Here is a 17,138-nt window from a genome sequence, read left to right as displayed (position 1 = left end):
TAATTTAAAGATTAAATATTTCCTATTATTTGTCTGTAACAGAATTGATCATTTTTGAGAGATCATCAGGGGTAAAATTTCCTTTTACATCTACAAATACGAGATCGTCAGTACGGGAGCCCAAAGTGATCAGCATATTTTTAATGACATCACCGTCCTGCTTTACCCTTATATTAATATTGTCTCCGTCATGTTTTATGGTAGCCCAGTCTTCATAACGGTTGTCATGCAGATATTGGCTGTAATCATCAAGCATTTCTTTATTTCCGTTGGAGACGGTAAGAACTTTTATTTTGGATGCTTTTTTCACGAGGCTGATCGTCTCTTCACTTTCACCTTCTTTCCGTAAAGCTTTTTTAATATAGGATTTGGCCAGAACCATGGGTACATTGATGCTTGTAAATTTTGCTCCTTTAAAATCATAAGCTGAATTGGAGAAAAATTCCATATTGGGTTTTTCTGAAACAATACAGGATTGTAGCAGCATCATTGTTAAAATGGTCAGAAAAATGTTGGTAAGAGTTTTCATGGTTGGTTTTTATTTAACTTGTCTAAGACTTCCTCCTGAAATTTTATCCACTTTAGCATCCAGTTCAGGATTTCCTTTCAATTTGACGTCAGCTCCCGAGGATACACTTACTTTCAGTTTATCTGTAAAAAAGATTGAAAGGCTTGCTCCCGATGTAGCTTCCACAACTCCTGTAGCAATCTTAAGATCGTCTGCTTTGCAGGAAGCGCCGCTACTGGTATCGATCGCTGCTGATGCTGCCTGCCCGGATAAGCTTACACTTGCACCGCTTGATGTATTTAATGCCATTTTAGTAGTTGTAATACTGGCATTCAAAACAGAACCGGAACTCACTGAAACAGCTGTAGCCTGCTTAATATTGAATTTCCCTTTGATAATGGAACCAGAATCTGCTTCAATTTCCAAACTGTTTTCTGAAACAGGATTAACTGCTGTAAAAATACTTCCTGATGAAGTTTTGATTCTTTGAAGGTTAGGAGAAGAAACGTTGACATTCAGATTTTTAAATCTCAGATTCCTTACTCCTTTATTATCGATATAAATCTTTAAAACCCCATCTTCTACCCTGGTGATCACATACTGAAGTTTATCAGCATCTGCAATTACTTTTACGCTTCTCGCATTTTCCTGTTTATAGGTAACTGTCACCCCTTCGCTTACATCTATTTTTGAAAAGTCACCAACGTTTCTGCTATCTCCGTTCAGATAAGAAGACGTATTTTCTGAGGTAAGGTCATTTTTCACAGAAGTTTTTACTGTGTTTGTGGCAATTCCTCCTGAGCTGATGATTTTATTGACATCAGACATCTTCATTTTTCCATTGAGGATGAAAATAATGTTCTCTTCTTTAGAATCCACATTAAAAACCAAATTCTCCAGATAGTTATCTTTTTCTTCTTCGGCCAGAAACTTCATAGAAGTGCCATCATTATTCATTGTCATCAGCTCATTGAAATTAAGGGACTTCAATGCTCTGTTTACTTTTTCAGACTTCTCTTTGTTCAGCTTTATATTTTCCACATTATCATCTTCAAGATCATCCGGGAATGTTGCTTTAGGAATGATCAGAATTTTAAGACCATCCACCTCATTCAATATAGGTTTTATTTTTCCTACATAGGCATCGTTCACATCAATGGTATTCAACAGCTTGAACATAGGCTTCTTAATGTTGATGGATGTAACTCCGCCATTTTTTTCAAAATCCTGAAAAAGTTTATTCAATTTATCAGTCTGTGCAGAAGAAGTTGCAAAACCGCTTAAAATTATGGCTATTATAAAAAATATTTTTTTCATGGGATTGATTTGATTTTTAGTATTCGCTGTCAAAGTTTTCATTTTTCTGAGAAGATGCTACTGTTTTTTTAAACTCGCTTCCTAATTTCATGAAGGAGTATTTGGTAACATCAATGGCTTCTTTTTCACTGCTGATTCTTTTACCGTTTACAATGACATAAGAATCGTTATAGGCTGTGGAATCATTTAGGTTTTTATTGCTTTTAGCAGAGGAGTTATCAACGTATCTCGGCCTTGTTTCTTTTTTAAGTCTCCCTCTTTTAGGAAGAATTTCATCCAGCACATCTTTTTCCGCTACCTGATTTTCCTGAAAAACAGAGTCTTTTTTGGTTCCTGAAATAGAATCTGTATGGTTCACCGCCACCTGTTCCTGATGGTCATTGTTTTCTTCCAGAAATCCTGATTTCTGTTTCAGAATTTCATTTTTCACCATAGTTTCTCTGTCCTGCACATCCGTACCGGTATTTTTATTATTAAAAAAGAATCCGATCCCGAAAATCAGCATTACACTGGCGGCCATCCAGAACCATTTGGGAAAAGACGGTTTTTTCTTTTCTCCTAAGGGAATAATGGGAACAGCATCTGTATCCGGTTCTTCCTCTTCTGCCTTTTGAAGAAAATCTTCAAAGCTCCAGTCCATTTTTTCTTCCTTGAGATCCCGGAAGATTTCGTTGTATTTATCTTGTAATTGATCTTTTTTCATAGCTCATCAGTTGTGAGATTTGTTCTTTTACTTTTTGTCTTGCCCGCATAAGGTTTACCCTTACCGCATTTTCTTCCATTTCCAGCATTTCAGAAATTTCAGAAATATCATACTCTTCTACATCTTTCAGGTGGATCACCATCTTTTGCTTTTCCGGGAGCTGATTGATGAATCCTACAATATGTTCCTTAAGATTATCAACCTCCATACTATAGAGCTCCGAGCGGTGCAACTGCATATCTGCAAAACCGATCTTTACATCGTGATGCTTCAGCCGATTGAGGCATTCGTTCCGGACAGACTTCAGCGCATAGGACCTGAAATTTCCAAATTGCCCAAGCTCGTCTCTCTTTTGCCAAAACTTCATCATGAGATCCTGTACCACATCTTCTGCTTCATCACTGCTCATGACGAACCGTTTCGCAAAACGATACATCTCGTCTTTGAGAATAAACACCGTATTCTTGAAGGTTTCCTGGGTCATGAGTTTTGTTTCTTATAGGTAAGACAACCAAAGTTTCTAATCTATTACATCAAAAATAAAAAAACTTCAAAAAAATTTGAAGTTTTTATTATAAGTAAGATTAATACATGTCAAAAATATGTTTCAGAACAGCTTTATCCTGCTCTGTCATTGCTACTTTTCTTCTGGCCATAGCTCTTTCTGCCACTTCATATACTTTATCCAGCCTGAATCTTTCATCATCTTTCATTCCGCCCCATGAGAAGTTTTCCACAAGGTTAGGAGGAAAGCCCGGTTTGAAAATATTGGAAGCTACCCCTATCACTGTTCCTGTATTTAACTGTGTATTGATCGCCGTTTTGGAGTGATCACCCATAATAAGTCCTGCAAACTGTAAACCGGTATCTTCAAAGGCTTTGGTTCTGTAATTCCAGAATTTTACATTTCCGTAATTATTTTTCATGTTTGAAGAATTGCTGTCTGCACCAAAGTTACACCACTCCCCGATCACTGAGTTTCCAACAAAGCCTTCATGCCCTTTACTGGAATATCCGAAAATGATAATATTATTCACTTCACCTCCTACTTTACAGTGTGGCCCTACTGTAGTGGCTCCATAGATCTTTGCTCCCAGGTTAAATTTAGAATCATCACACAATGCAATAGGCCCGCGAAGATGACAACCTTCCATCACCTCAGTATTTTTACCAATATATATTTTACCGGTCCTGGTATTGATGGTTGAAAACTCAATATAAGCTCCTTCTTCAATGAAAAGGTCTTTTTTATCTCCTATAAAGCCATTGGTGGAGGATAATTCCTGTGAGGTTCTGCCTTTAGTCAATAAGTCAAAATCAAAATCAATGGCATGATGATTATAGGTAAACAGATCTTTTGGTCTTTTAAAAAATACAAGCTCTTCTTTGATATCCGTCATTTTCTCAATCTGGTTCAAAGAAAATCCTTTCATATTGATTCTTGCGGCAATCAGCTCATCTTCATATACCAGAGCCTCTCCCATTTTAAGCTCTTTGATCTGCTGAATCACAGTCTCCGTCGGCAGGAAATTCGGTACCAGAAAAAGGCTTTCTTTGTCTTCCGGACTTTTAAATTTATCCTGAAGGTACATTTCTGTAAAATAAGTTACCTCTGTATTTTCCAGGATTTTCTGCCATCTTTCGGAAAAGGTAAGGATTCCGCATCTCATGGCTGCAACCGGGCGGGTAAAAGTAAGCGGAAGAAAGTCTTCCCAATATTGTGCGTCTGAAAATACTAATTGCATTTTTTAGAAGTTAGAGATTAGATGTTAGAAATTAGTATCTGAGATTAAGTTCATTGAAATGATACGGCAGGTTCTAATTTCCGTCTAAGCAAAAATACAAAAAGATGAGAGAAGTTGGGAAATGTACGATAAGTTTCGGCTAAAGCTAATGAATAGTTTTTTTTTATTAAGTAGCTTCCTTCGTCTAAGCTCAGGATTATAGCCCGTTTCTATTGAATGAAATAAAAAAAGTCTCCCAAAAATTGGAAGACTTTAATATTTTAATTTTACAAAAATTACTTAGCGAATTTTTTGTATTTGTTCATGAACTTATCAACTCTACCTGCAGTGTCAACTAGTTTCACTTTACCAGTGTAGAAAGGGTGAGAAGTTGAAGAGATTTCCATTTTGATTAGTGGGTACTCTTGTCCTTCGAACTCGATAGTGTCTTTTGTTTCTGCAGTAGACTTGCAAAGAAACACCTCGTCGTTACTCATATCTTTGAAAACAACAAGTCTATAATTTTCTGGGTGAATTCCGTTTTTCATAATACAATTTTTAAAAAAATTAAAGTTTGCTTTCGAAATAGTAATGGATATTTCTCTGCTAATTTTAGGTTGCAAAAGTACAACATTTTTTCTAATTTCCAAATACCCTCTTCAATATTTTTTTATTGATAAGAAATTTAAAGTATTTTCGTTAAATTTGAAACCTACTTAAACTTTAATTTCAATGAAATTCAAATTATTACTGGCTTTTTCTTTCTGGATGCTCCTGGTAGCAGTATCATGTAATAAGGATGATATTACTTTTGATGCGCCTTCACAGCAATTAAGTTTTTCAAAAGACACAGTATTCTGTGATACGGTTTATCATCAGGTACGTTCAGAGACCTATGTTGTAAAAGTATATAATAATGAAGATAAGGATATTCTGATCCCGAGGGTGAATCTTGAGAAGGGAGCTTCTTCATTATACAGAATCAATGTAGACGGAAAACCCGGCTATGATTTTAAGAATGTTCCTTTGAGAAAGAAAGACAGTCTTTATATTTTTGTTGAAATAGCACCTGAAGCTACCGGGCCTGAAGCCATTGCCGAAGACAAGGTTGTTTTCACAGGTCCTGCCGGGCAGCAGCATGTGACTTTATTCTCTGTGGTACAGGATGCAGAGTTTTTTATCCAGACTCCTACCAATCCGAATGTGATTTCCAGTTCTACAACATGGAGTGACAATAAGGCAAAGATCATCTATGGAGACCTTACCATCAACCCTAGTGTTACGCTGGACATCGATCCCGGCACCAAGGTATACTTCCATAAAAACAGTGGCATGAAGGTTTCTTCCGGAGCGGTCTTAAATATCAACGGAACTTTGGATAAGCAGGTGATCATCCGTGGAGACAGAAATGATCCTTATTATGATACGATTTCCAAAAACTGGAATGCCATCAGAATGGAAAGCAATTCTATTCTTAATATGACCCATGCAAGACTTTTCGGTGGAACAAGAGGGCTTGACATGAGGCAGAATACGGCCAATATCAGCAATTCATTCATCCATACTTTCTTTGAATACGGAATTTATGCCGTAGGTTCTACAGTGAATGCCAGCAACCTTGTGATGAACAATTGCGGATTATCATGTGTAGGAATCTTCAAAGGCGGAAAACATAGCTATACCCATGCTACGATTGCCAATTATTCTAAGACAATGAACTCATTTGACAGAAAAGGGATTTTTGCAACCAATGAATGGAAGAATGATGCAGGACAAACGGAACAGGGCGCTCTGCAGCAGCTTAATATAAGAAACAGTATCGTTTACTCTGACAGGGACAACGCTATTCATTTTGAACAGACGCCGGGCCAGCAGTTTGAGTTTCTCATCCAGAACTGCCTGTTAAAATATTCCGGAACCTCTGAAGCCGGTTTCCCTTTTGACAATAATGTGAATGTAGTACAAAGCATCAAAAACGAAGATCCGCAGTTTGTCAATTACTTTATGGCTAAAATGAACCTAAGGGTAAAAACAACTTCGCCGGCAAAAGGAAAAGGAAATACCACTGTAGCCGGAAGCGTACCTTTTGATATCGTAAATGTATCAAGAACTACCAGTCCTACTCTTGGAGCTTATCAATAATGGAAATTACCCAATTACAGCAGCAGGTCGATGAGTGGATCAAAACCATCGGCGTAAGATATTTCAATGAGCTGACCAATATGGCCATGCTGACGGAAGAAGTAGGTGAAGTGGCCAGAATTATTGCCAGAAGATATGGTGAGCAGAGCGAAAAGGAGAGCGACAAAAGCAAAGACCTTGGAGAGGAACTAGCTGATGTGCTTTTTGTAACTTTATGTTTAGCCAATCAAACGGGAGTGAATCTGCAGGATGCCTTTGACAGAAAGATGAAGATCAAAACAGACCGGGATAAAGACCGGCATCAGAACAACGAAAAATTGAAATAATAATAAATGATGAGTTATAAATAATACATCAATTTGTAACTCATTATTTTTTTAAATAAAATGCAGATTATAATGAAGCTAGAAAAATCAACCTTAATTGCAAATAAAACAGTACAGATCAGCGGTTCGAAGAGTATTTCGAATCGTTTATTGATTCTGGAAAGTCTGTTCAATACTATAAAAATCGGGAATTTATCTAATTCTCAGGATACCCAATTGCTAAAAAAAGCTTTATCTGAGACTACAGATGTTGTAGACATTCACCATGCGGGAACTGCCATGCGTTTCCTTACTTCCTATTATTCTATTCAGGAAGGAAAAACTACTGTACTTACAGGCTCCGGAAGAATGAAGGAAAGACCTATCAAAAATCTGGTAAGGGCTCTGAAAGATCTTGGTGCTGAAATTGAATATATGGAAAACGAAGGTTTTCCACCTTTGAAAATTTCCGGAAAAAAGATTACCCAGACATCCGTAAATGTTCCTGCAAATATTTCAAGCCAGTTTATTACTTCTCTGCTTCTGATTGCCGGGAAACTTGAAAACGGACTGGAAATTAATCTTGTGGGAGAAGTGACTTCGAGATCTTATATTGAAATGACGCTTGATATTCTGACCAGATTCGGGATCAGAAACAGCTTTGAAGGAAATACGATCAAAGTAGAACCATTTATAGATAATCATTCATCACCAGTCAGCTATGAAGTGGAAAGTGACTGGAGCTCGGCTTCTTACTTCTACTCCATCTGTGCATTGGGAAGAAAAACAATCCACCTGAAAAGCTTCTACAAAGAATCTACTCAGGGAGATTCGGCCATTGCAAAAATTTATGAAGATTTCTTCGGGATCAAAACGGTTTTCTCTGAAGATGAGCATAAAATAACACTGGAACCCCAGCAGGATTTTTCATTTCCTGAAAAGATTGTTCTGGATATGAACAATTGCCCGGACATTGCCCAGACATTATGCGTAACCGCTGCTGCATTAAAAATCCCTTTTGAAATTTCAGGCTTGGGAACTTTAAGGGTAAAGGAAACCGACAGACTTCAGGCTTTATATAATGAACTGAAAAAACTGGGAACTGAAACAAAAATCACAGACCTGACAATAGAATCAGTAAGTTTCGGAGAACCGGAAAAAAATATTTCAATCAAAACGTATCAGGATCACAGAATGGCGATGAGCTTTGCTCCGTACTGTCTGATCGGGGAGCTCAATATCGAGGATGAGGATGTGGTGGAAAAATCGTATCCTATGTTCTGGAATGACCTTGCCGATATAATGACGAATTAATATAAAAAGCTGATGATATGGTAATCTGAAATGCATCTTTTCAGATTACTGTATTATCTTCCATACACCCAATCCAATCATGAAAAAATACATTCTTCTGTTTACTTTTATATTTCCATTATCCCTTTGGGCACAATATCTGCTTCCCAATGAAGAAATCATTTATTCCTTTGAAACCAAAAATGGAAAGAAAATGACGTTGGTAAAGGATAAAAAAGATGCATATATTCAATACCGTTTCGGGAGCAAGAATCGTGTAGAAATGGAATTTCCTTCGGAAAGGACAGCAGAGAGCTGGAAAAAATTCAAATACAATTCCTATTACCGAGGCGGCGGAAAACAGAATGCCGGAATGTCTCTCAATTATCTGACATTTACCAACAATGGATATCAATATCAGTTATTCAAAACGTATCAGGCGGAAGATGAATCTTACTCTACAGGAGTTACTGTAACAGATTCCAAAGGTAAAGAAACAGATATTGACGGAATTTATAAAACGATAAAAGGCTGCCTGTGCCGTCTGGATGATTCTCATCTGATACTCAAAGAGGATACGGGATTATAATTTACCTTGGTTCATCGACATGAAAAAGCTGTTTTCGTTCCTTTCTCTCACACTGATCATTACTTCGTATGCCCAAACCCTGAAAGATTTTTCAGTTCACGAAGGATATAAGAAAATCTCTGAAGCCAGAGGCGATCTTGACCAGGATGGCAGGGATGAGATAGTAATGGTATTCAATACCAATACAAGAGCTACCAAAGAAGAATATCCTGAAACAGACTATAAAAGAGTACTCTATATTCTTAAAAATACAGCTAACGGTTTGAAGGTATGGAAAGAAGCTTCCGGGTTTCTCATTTCCAGTGGAATGGGTTTTAGCCCGGAATACAACAGCCCACCCGAAGTTTCTATAAAAAACAACGCCCTGACAATACACCAGGAATTTAATACCAATTCCAGACATCGCCTGGCTTACAGGCATACGTTCAGATTTCAGAATAATGATTTTTATCTGATCGGCTCACAGGAAAATTTTGACGACACCTGTGAATTCAACATCCTTCATGAAGTGAATTTCTCAACAGGAAAAGTTATTGTAGATGAACAATATTATCCATGCTTCGAGGGAGATAAAGCACCCCAGGAAAATTTCTACAAATCTTTTACCCATAAACTTAAGCATCCTATAAAAATGTCTGATTTCAAAATCGGAGAAAACCAGTTTCCTGTTCCCGGTTCAAAGAGGACATTCATTTTCTAAAGAGCTTCACTCTGTCTTTTAAAACAAGTTAATTTTCCCTTAAAGTTAAATTAACTCCTCATATCTTGATATATTCTTATTTTTAAGTGACAATAAAAATAAAATAAAACTATGTTTAAACACAACATGAGACGTTTAAGAGTGATGAGCCTTGGTATTGCTGCCGCAAGTCTATTACTTTCCTGTTCCAACGACAATATTCTTGAAAGAGATTCCAATGAAACGGTTATAGCTTCAGGGAGAGCAAACCTTAAAGCGTCTTTGGTTCCTGTTGCGATGAATAGCTGGATGGCTGGTCTTCAGGATAATATTTCCATTTCAAAAATCTCAATTCCCGGAACGCATGATTCAGGCGCTCGCATAGATGCCCCTGTTGTATCAGGTACTGCTAAAACACAAGACCTCAGCATTGCCGAACAGCTGAATGCAGGAGTTCGTTTCCTGGATATCCGCTGCAGGCATATTGACAACTCTTTTACGATTCATCACGGAGCAATTTACCAAAAACTGAATTTTGATGACGTACTTAATGCCTGTTATGCTTTCTTGAACAGTCATCCGTCTGAGACAATTATTATGTCAGTAAAAGAGGAGTATGACGCTTCCAACACATCAAGAAGTTTTGAGGAGACTTTTGATTCTTATGTTCAGAAAAATTCTGCCAAATGGGATCTGGGAACTACAATTCCCAATCTTGGAGATGTAAGAGGAAAAATCAAATTATTAAGGAGATTTTCTGCAAACACGGCTAAAGGAATCAATGCAACATCATGGGCGGATAATACGACTTTTGAAATCAACAATGCTGCAGCACAGCTTAAAGTTCAGGATTATTATAAGGTAACCAATAATGATGATAAATGGAACGGAATACTGAACCTTCTGAATGAAGCAAAAAATGATACAACCGGGAAGCTTTTCATCAACTTTACAAGTGGTTACAAGCCGGGAATTTTTGGGATTCCAAGTATTCCTACCGTTTCCAACAGTATTAATCCTAAGCTTAAAACATTCTTCCAAAACAATACTCAGGGGACATCCGGAGTAATGCCGATTGATTTTATAAATGCCGAACTGTCTGAACTGATTGTAAATACTAACTTCTGATCAATTTTTGTTAGATATATTTAAAGGCTGTCTCTCGTTGGGGAGACAGCCTTTTTGTTCTTAATTTTAAATGTCCGGCTTTTAAAAATAATAGATTTTTTATCGCTCGCTGATTGAGCAGATTTTTTTAATGCTTCATGATCTGCGTAATCACCAAAATCTGCGAGAGTTTAAACGAATACTCAATACATTATTTCCGGATTCCGTAAGCTTCCATAATTTTAGTGAAGATCTCTGTATTTTCAAACAATCCTGTGAACTCTTTAGAATTCGGGCCATAAGCAAAAACACTTGACGGAATTGAGGTATGATCATTGGTACTGAAGTTTCCGAAAATCCATCCTTCCTTAAGACTTCCATCCAGAAGAGTCAACCCTCCGGTTTCATGATCACCCACAACAATCACTAAAGTTTCTTTATTTTCATCAGCAAACTTCATCGCTTTTCCCACCACATGATCGAAATCCAGAAGCTCGGTAACCAGCTGCTCAATATTATTGCTATGACCTCCGCCATCTGTCTGGGAAGCTTCCACCATCATAAAAAATCCTTTTGTATTATCCTTCAGATTGTTTAATGTAAGATCAAAGGCATCAGCCAGCCAGTTTCCTCTTTGGGATACCCTTTGTGAGGCCAACGGATCGATGACCAAAGTACGATTTGCAATTTTATTTACAGATTTCAGATCCTGATATAAATCTATTTTGGATTCTTTAAATTTCAGCAGGTTTTCCTGGGAAAGTCCACTTGTAGGCCCACCAATCAGAATTTTCGTTTTGGAAGCTGCAAAATCTTTCAGAATAGGTTCAGAGCTGTTTCTGTTATCAGAATGTGCATAGAAATCTGCCGGAGTAGCATCTGTAACATCTCCAGTTGAAATCAATCCGGAAACCATTCCTCTTTCTGCAATGATATCCGGAATCTGTGCCAGTGCTTTCCCCATATGATCAACTCCTACAAATGTATTATTGGTTTTTACTCCGGTAGCAAATGCAGTAGATCCCGGTGCTGAATCTGTAATATAAGCATTGGAAGAATTGGTTTTGGATAAGCCTGTAGATTTCATGTTGAAAACATTCAGCTTTCCTTTATTAGCTGTAAAAGCAGCGTAATATTGGGGTAATGAAGTTCCGTCCGGAATGAAAAGGATAATATTCTTTACTTTTTTGCTGATACCATCTGTTTTATAGGTTGGGGAATAGACGGGATATTCCTTTGTGTTTTTATAGAAGTTTTTCGGAATGGTATTCATGAATTTTTTAAGATCAGGAATATGGTCTGTATTGATATAGTCCACACCAAAATCCATAAGGTTTACCCATGCATTGGGAAAATCCGGCGCTCCATAGAAACGCATTGGTTTCTGCAAGGCGTGTGCTTTTTCCACTGCCTGTTTTATTTTTTCTGTTTCTTCGTCTCTTGGAATTCCTTTTCCATTCCACTTCACCAGTCCCGGAAGATCTGCACTGAACATTCCGATTCTTTTCAGCTGGTCAGCTGAATAGTTTTTATCAAGATCACCATCGAAATAAAGATAATCCGGATAGTTTTTAAAATCTGCCGGCTGGGGCCTTCCTCCTGTGATCACAATTTTAACGCCTGAATTTCCGGTAATTTCCGGGTATTTTTTCAAAGTATTGACTAAAATATTCAGTGCTGTTTTGTAGTCCTGTTTGATATCGATCAGCAATTGCAGCTTTTTATTGGTATCATGATAAATATTCCCTTTATTCAGCTTAATCTGTTTTGAAATATTGTCAAGATAGAGGTTTTCCAGCGTTCTGTCTGATGAAAGTTCCTTTTCCGTATGAGCTACCCAAAGTTTACCTTTTACCGGATAGACATCTGCTTCAATAGAACCGAAATTTGCATAATAAGCCTGCCAGAAAGGAATTTCCTGCATATAGTCATTATGTGAATGTGCATTTCCCACATTATAGTTCAGATAATTCTGTGCCTGATTCTGAGAAAAAACAGCTAAGGCTATTACAGCCAATATTTTTGATAGTTTCATTTTGTTGATCTTTTGTTTGCAGGTAGAATGGAACGTTTTTACAATCTGCTCATACTACCTTTGAAAAAACTATATCACCACAGAAATTCCTGTGATGATATAGGGGATTATCTATAAGATTGAATTTTACCAGCCTTCATTTTGCTTAATAATTCCATGACTGTTTACGATTTCAGCCTGTGGAACTGCCCAAACATTATGCACAGCCGGATTAAAGTTTCTTGCCGCCCAGACTACCTGTCCGTTGATCCCATGTAAAGGCTTCGCATAAGTCTCCTGCGCATCTCCCCAACGTACAAGATCTCTGTGCCTGTCTGCCCATTCACCTGCCAGCTCGCAACGTCTTTCATGTTTAAGATCGGTCATTGTACATCCGTTTTTCGGAGATAAGCCTGCACGGGTCCTGATCATATTGATTTCCTGGTCAGCAGGTTTCCCCTGCATCAGTAAAGCTTCTGCCTTGATCAGGATGACTTCAGCATAACGCATGATAGGAACTGCCAGGTCTGTACAAGGATAATCTCCGTTAGCACTTACGTGGCCGCTGTTCAGCTGGTATTTGAAGGCATCCATATATTTGTTGAACTGATATCCTGTAAGGGAATTGGTAGAAGCATATGTTCTTTCCTTTCCGTTGAAGGTAAATTTATCTCCAATCTTCAGAATGGTAGTGCTTCTTCTCTGGTCCCCGGTTTCATATTCATCATATAATTCTTTTGTAGGCTGAAAGTATCCCCAGCCATTGTATTCTCCCCATCCTTTATTTTCAAGCATTACCCCCGGAAGGATACTTCCCACTGCATTAAATTTCGGAGTACTTGGTATGGACCATATATATTCTGAACTGTAATTATTTTCAGCTTTGAAAACATCAGCATAGCTGTTCAGCAGGCTTCTGTTTCCTTTGTTCATTACTTCATTCGCCCAGTATTCTGCATTCTTCCAGTCTTTCATAAACAGGTATACTTTCGCCAACAACGCCCATGCTGCGGCTTTATGAGGTCTTCCGTAATCTTTAGCCGGAAGCTCTGCCTGGGTAGGTAATAATTCTGCTGCTTTTTTCAGGTCGTTCACAATATAATTGTAGTTTTCCATAACATTGGCAGCTCTGGGAATAGGATTTGGGTTGGGCCCCTGTGTACGGTCCACAATCGGAATACCTGCTTTCTCATTTCCATAGGAATAAGCCAGCTCAAAGTACATTCTGCTGCTCATAAACAAAGCTTCGCCCACATACTTGTTTTTCACTGTCTGTGAAGCCTGAATATTATCAGCATTACGGATAACACTATTGGCAATTCCTATTACGGCATACCTCTTGTTCCATTGTGTTTCCAGATCTCCTGCAGCAATATAATTACTGCTGAAGTTCTTCACATTATCGGCTTCACTTTTGGATCTTCCGGTTACCATATCATCGCTGGCATTAATGAACCAGAAAAAACCTCTCCCATAAAATTCACTGTCGGAAAGTGGTCTGTACATCGCATTGGCACCGGTGATCAGGTCATTTTCTGTTTTCCAGAAGTTGGCTTCTGTAGGCGTTCCTTCAGGGTCTATATTAAGTTCGTTGGTACAGGACAGCATTGCTGCGGATATTCCTGCTGCTAAAATTATGGTATTGAAAAATTTCATTTTTTTTACTTTTTAAATTATTTTAGGTTACAATCCCACTTCCACTCCGAAAATAAATGAACGGGCCTGAGGATATCTTCCGGTATCCACACCATAAGTATCCATTCCTACTTCAGGATCAAACCCTGTATATTTGGTAATGGTAAACAGGTTACTGCTTGTCACATACACTCTTACTTTATTGACATTAAGCTTATTATAAAGTTCTTTTGGTAACGAATATCCTATTGTAAGGTTTTTCAGCCTCAGGTAAGAACCGTCTTCTACGTAGAAATCCGATACTTTTGAATAGTTACCGCTTGGATCCCCATGGGCTAGTCTTGGAATATCGGTGTTGGTATTCTGGGGAGTCCAGGCATTCAGGATGTCACGGTCCATATTATAGTTTTGTCCTGTACCTCCCGGATTTAGTGAAATAAATTTCATCCCGTTGAATATTTTGTTTCCGTATACCCCCTGGAAGAACAGGTTAAGATCAAAGTTTTTCCAGGCCATGTTGTAGGACAGTCCGTAAGAGAATTTAGGATAAGGATTTCCGAGGTTTACAAAATCATTGTTATTCAGTGTTCCTGTATTGCCTTCTTTCTTCAGGAATTTAATATCTCCCGGTTTAGCATTCGGCTGGATCAGGTTTCCGTTGGCATCTTTATAATTGTTGATTTCTTCCTGCGTACGGAAAATTCCATCAGTTTTATAGCCATAATAAGAATAAAGGGATTCACCCACTTTTACACGGGTAGGTTTCAATACTCCACGAACATTATTGCTGTTGATAAAAATCTCATCTACAGTTGCCAACTGCTTCACCGTATTTTTTAGTTGACTGAAAGTTGCCCCGATCGAATACGTGAAATCTCCTGACTTTTTCCCATTGTAATTTATTCCCAATTCATAGCCTTTATCCTGAAATAAACCGGCATTTACATATTGATCAACAAGTGTAGCCGTACTGGAAAGGTTAACATTGAAAATCTGGTCTGTTGAATTTTTCACGAAATAATCAAACTGTAAAGAAAGGCTGTTGTGCAGGAACGAGGCATCTACCCCAAAGTTGGTTTGCTCAGATTTTCCCCACTTTATATCAGCATTCGGAAGCGTTGTAGAATAATAAGCAATATTCTGGGTTGGATCCTGTCCGAAAATTACGTTGTTATATCTTATCATTAATGGATTCACTGCCTGATAGGAGGCTCCGCCAAGATTTCCTAAAATCCCGTAGCTTCCTCTCAGCTTCAGACTGGAAAGCCATGAAACGTCATTCAGAAAATTCTCTTTGGAAACTACCCAACCTCCTGAAACGGAATAATAGTTGGCAAACTGATTATGTCTTGCAACGAGAGAGGTTCCGTCCCTACGCCCAAGTAAACTGATGATATATTTTCCTGCATAGTCATAATTCACCCTGCCCAGATAGGATATCAGGGCCTGCTGATATTTATAGCTGTAAACTTCTTTGTTGGTATCTGCTGCATTTTGAAGATATCTGAACGTTTCCGCTTCACTTCTGAAATCGAAAGCCTTGGCACTGAATCCTTCTTCAGTGGTTTTCTGAAAAGTAAACCCTGCAAGGACATCAAAATTGTGCTTACCTGATGTTAATTTATAGGTAAGGAGCTGCTCAGCAAGAGAGGTTGATAAGGTGTTCGATTGATATTCAAGACTGTTGGTATCAAATATTTTTCCTACTTCCAATACTCTTGGGGTAAATTCTTTGATGTTTCCTATCCTGAATGTTTGGGAAAAGTTAGAACGGAATTTCAAATCTTTTAGCAAAGCCACTTCTATGTATGGATTGATCAAAATCTCATGGGTTGGGTTTTGAATGCTGATCCTTTTAAGGTAAGCAACAGGATTGATCATATCTCCATATCCTCCCGCCACATCAATAGGCAGTCCTGAAAAGGCTCCTGTTGGTGTGTATACCGGAACATTCGGCGGATAATACATAGCAGCAACCAACGCTCCTGTATAACCGTTCTTGGTATTGGCCGTGTTGCCTGCAGAATAATTATAATACATATTTTCTCCGATGGTAAGCCAATCCTTTACCTTATGTTCTGAGTTTACTCTGAAATTATATCGTTTTGCCTGGGTATTCAATAAAATCCCTTCAAGATTCCTGTGGTTCATTCCTACAAAAAATCTGGATTTTTCACTTCCTCCGCTCAGGTTTATATTATACTCCTGGATAGATCCTGTACGGAAAATCTCATTCATCCAGTTGGTTCTGGTGATTCCTCCGTCTGTGTATTTTTCAGCATTGAAGGCTAAAGGAAGGCTATTCGGCTTTCCTGCATTATCGTATGCCTGGCGCATAACATCCTGGAATTCGGCTGCATTTAGGGATTCTTTCAATCTCCATGCCTGGTTGGTTCCGTATTTAACATCAAAATCTACTGTTAAGCTTCCTTTTTTACCCCTTTTTGTCGTAATAAGGATAACCCCTCCGGAAGACCTTGCCCCGTAAATGGCAGCAGAAGCATCTTTAAGAACAGAAATATCCTGAATATCATTAGGGTTAATAGATGGTGTTCCATTAAAAACTACTCCGTCTATCACGTAAAGAGGTGTTTCTCCGTTTACCCCGCCCAAGCCACGAATGTTTACTTTCGGAGAACCGTTGGGGTCTCCTCCTTCATTCACCACCGTTACTCCGGGAGCTTTACCCTGAAGCACCTCTCCTACTCCGGATAACGACCTGGAAGTAAGTTTATCCAATGAAGCCTCCGAAACGGCACCGGATACTTTAGACTTTTTCTGCGTTCCGTATCCTACAACAACAATCTCGTCGATGGATTTTTCATTCAAACTGTCTTTTTTCTGGGCAAGGAACAGCGGTGAAGCTGACATTGCACCAATAAGTAATACCCTACCCGTTAAATAAGTTACTGAGACAGGGATTTTAAATACATTCATGACATCCTTTTTGATTAGATGCAAAATTAGAACAGCTCTTTCCCTCGCTCCATTAAGATTTTCTTATGTTTTTATTAAGAATCTTTAGCTTTTTACAGTTTACATCTACCATAATCAAAAATTAAATAGCTGTTTTTCAATACAATAAACAGATAAAGTAATCATTCCGTTTTTATTCATCTTCT

General features: G+C 38.2%; 15 protein-coding genes. 6 read left to right on the top strand and 9 right to left on the bottom strand.

The window, feature by feature from the left end:
* Positions 1 to 25: 25 nt before the first annotated feature.
* The 6 genes from ACTJJF_RS07510 to ACTJJF_RS07485 form a co-directional block, all read right to left on the bottom strand.
* A complete protein-coding gene (locus ACTJJF_RS07510; protein WP_312306147.1) occupies positions 26 to 529 on the bottom strand; it encodes a DUF4252 domain-containing protein in 504 nt (167 codons plus the stop codon).
* Positions 530 to 538: 9 nt separating this feature from the next.
* Positions 539 to 1,825 (bottom strand): DUF4252 domain-containing protein, encoded by a 1,287-nt coding sequence (locus tag ACTJJF_RS07505; RefSeq protein ID WP_440699253.1) that lies wholly within the window; start codon positions 1,823 to 1,825, stop codon positions 539 to 541.
* Positions 1,826 to 1,841: 16 nt separating this feature from the next.
* On the bottom strand, positions 1,842 to 2,528 hold the full coding sequence (locus ACTJJF_RS07500) for a hypothetical protein (RefSeq protein WP_312306151.1): 687 nt from the start codon (positions 2,526 to 2,528) through the stop codon (positions 1,842 to 1,844).
* Positions 2,503 to 3,012, bottom strand: coding sequence for an RNA polymerase sigma factor (locus tag ACTJJF_RS07495; protein ID WP_065399538.1), 510 nt, complete (start codon positions 3,010 to 3,012; stop codon positions 2,503 to 2,505). The genes ACTJJF_RS07500 and ACTJJF_RS07495 overlap by 26 nt, the downstream gene beginning before the upstream one ends.
* Positions 3,013 to 3,112: 100 nt before the next feature.
* Positions 3,113 to 4,273, bottom strand: coding sequence for a GlmU family protein (locus ACTJJF_RS07490; RefSeq protein WP_440699252.1), 1,161 nt, complete (start codon positions 4,271 to 4,273; stop codon positions 3,113 to 3,115).
* Positions 4,274 to 4,548: 275 nt separating this feature from the next.
* On the bottom strand, positions 4,549 to 4,800 hold the full coding sequence (locus tag ACTJJF_RS07485; protein ID WP_027375398.1) for a type B 50S ribosomal protein L31: 252 nt from the start codon (positions 4,798 to 4,800) through the stop codon (positions 4,549 to 4,551).
* Between the two features lie 184 nt (positions 4,801 to 4,984).
* Between ACTJJF_RS07485 and ACTJJF_RS07480 the strand changes: the two genes are divergently transcribed.
* From ACTJJF_RS07480 to ACTJJF_RS07455, 6 genes are all read left to right on the top strand, one after another.
* The gene (locus ACTJJF_RS07480) at positions 4,985 to 6,394 is read left to right on the top strand and encodes a hypothetical protein (RefSeq protein ID WP_440699251.1); all 1,410 of its coding nucleotides are present in this window, start codon (positions 4,985 to 4,987) and stop codon (positions 6,392 to 6,394) included.
* Positions 6,394 to 6,720 (top strand): nucleotide pyrophosphohydrolase, encoded by a 327-nt coding sequence (locus ACTJJF_RS07475; protein ID WP_065395382.1) that lies wholly within the window; start codon positions 6,394 to 6,396, stop codon positions 6,718 to 6,720. The genes ACTJJF_RS07480 and ACTJJF_RS07475 overlap by 1 nt, the downstream gene beginning before the upstream one ends.
* Before the next feature lie 72 nt (positions 6,721 to 6,792).
* Positions 6,793 to 8,013 (top strand): 3-phosphoshikimate 1-carboxyvinyltransferase, encoded by a 1,221-nt coding sequence (locus ACTJJF_RS07470; protein ID WP_440699250.1) that lies wholly within the window; start codon positions 6,793 to 6,795, stop codon positions 8,011 to 8,013.
* A gap of 79 nt (positions 8,014 to 8,092) precedes the next feature.
* Complete coding sequence (locus ACTJJF_RS07465) at positions 8,093 to 8,581, top strand: hypothetical protein (RefSeq protein ID WP_440699249.1); 489 nt, start codon at positions 8,093 to 8,095, stop codon at positions 8,579 to 8,581.
* Between the two features lie 19 nt (positions 8,582 to 8,600).
* Positions 8,601 to 9,281, top strand: a complete 681-nt coding sequence (locus ACTJJF_RS07460) for a hypothetical protein (RefSeq protein ID WP_440699248.1) — start codon at positions 8,601 to 8,603, stop codon at positions 9,279 to 9,281.
* A gap of 126 nt (positions 9,282 to 9,407) precedes the next feature.
* Positions 9,408 to 10,388, top strand: a complete 981-nt coding sequence (locus tag ACTJJF_RS07455) for a phosphatidylinositol-specific phospholipase C (protein ID WP_440699247.1) — start codon at positions 9,408 to 9,410, stop codon at positions 10,386 to 10,388.
* Positions 10,389 to 10,578: 190 nt separating this feature from the next.
* Here ACTJJF_RS07455 and ACTJJF_RS07450 read toward each other — a convergent pair whose 3' ends face one another.
* The 3 genes from ACTJJF_RS07450 to ACTJJF_RS07440 form a co-directional block, all read right to left on the bottom strand.
* A complete protein-coding gene (locus ACTJJF_RS07450) occupies positions 10,579 to 12,402 on the bottom strand; it encodes an alkaline phosphatase (protein ID WP_440699246.1) in 1,824 nt (607 codons plus the stop codon).
* Between the two features lie 126 nt (positions 12,403 to 12,528).
* Complete coding sequence (locus ACTJJF_RS07445; RefSeq protein ID WP_440699245.1) at positions 12,529 to 14,037, bottom strand: RagB/SusD family nutrient uptake outer membrane protein; 1,509 nt, start codon at positions 14,035 to 14,037, stop codon at positions 12,529 to 12,531.
* A gap of 27 nt (positions 14,038 to 14,064) precedes the next feature.
* Complete coding sequence (locus ACTJJF_RS07440; RefSeq protein WP_440699244.1) at positions 14,065 to 16,953, bottom strand: SusC/RagA family TonB-linked outer membrane protein; 2,889 nt, start codon at positions 16,951 to 16,953, stop codon at positions 14,065 to 14,067.
* Between the last annotated feature and the right edge of the window lie 185 nt (positions 16,954 to 17,138).

It is taken from the genome of Chryseobacterium sp. 22458 (assembly GCF_052044975.1).
Classification (GTDB): Bacteria; Bacteroidota; Bacteroidia; order Flavobacteriales; family Weeksellaceae; genus Chryseobacterium.
This window is presented reverse-complemented; position numbering and strand designations above follow the sequence as displayed.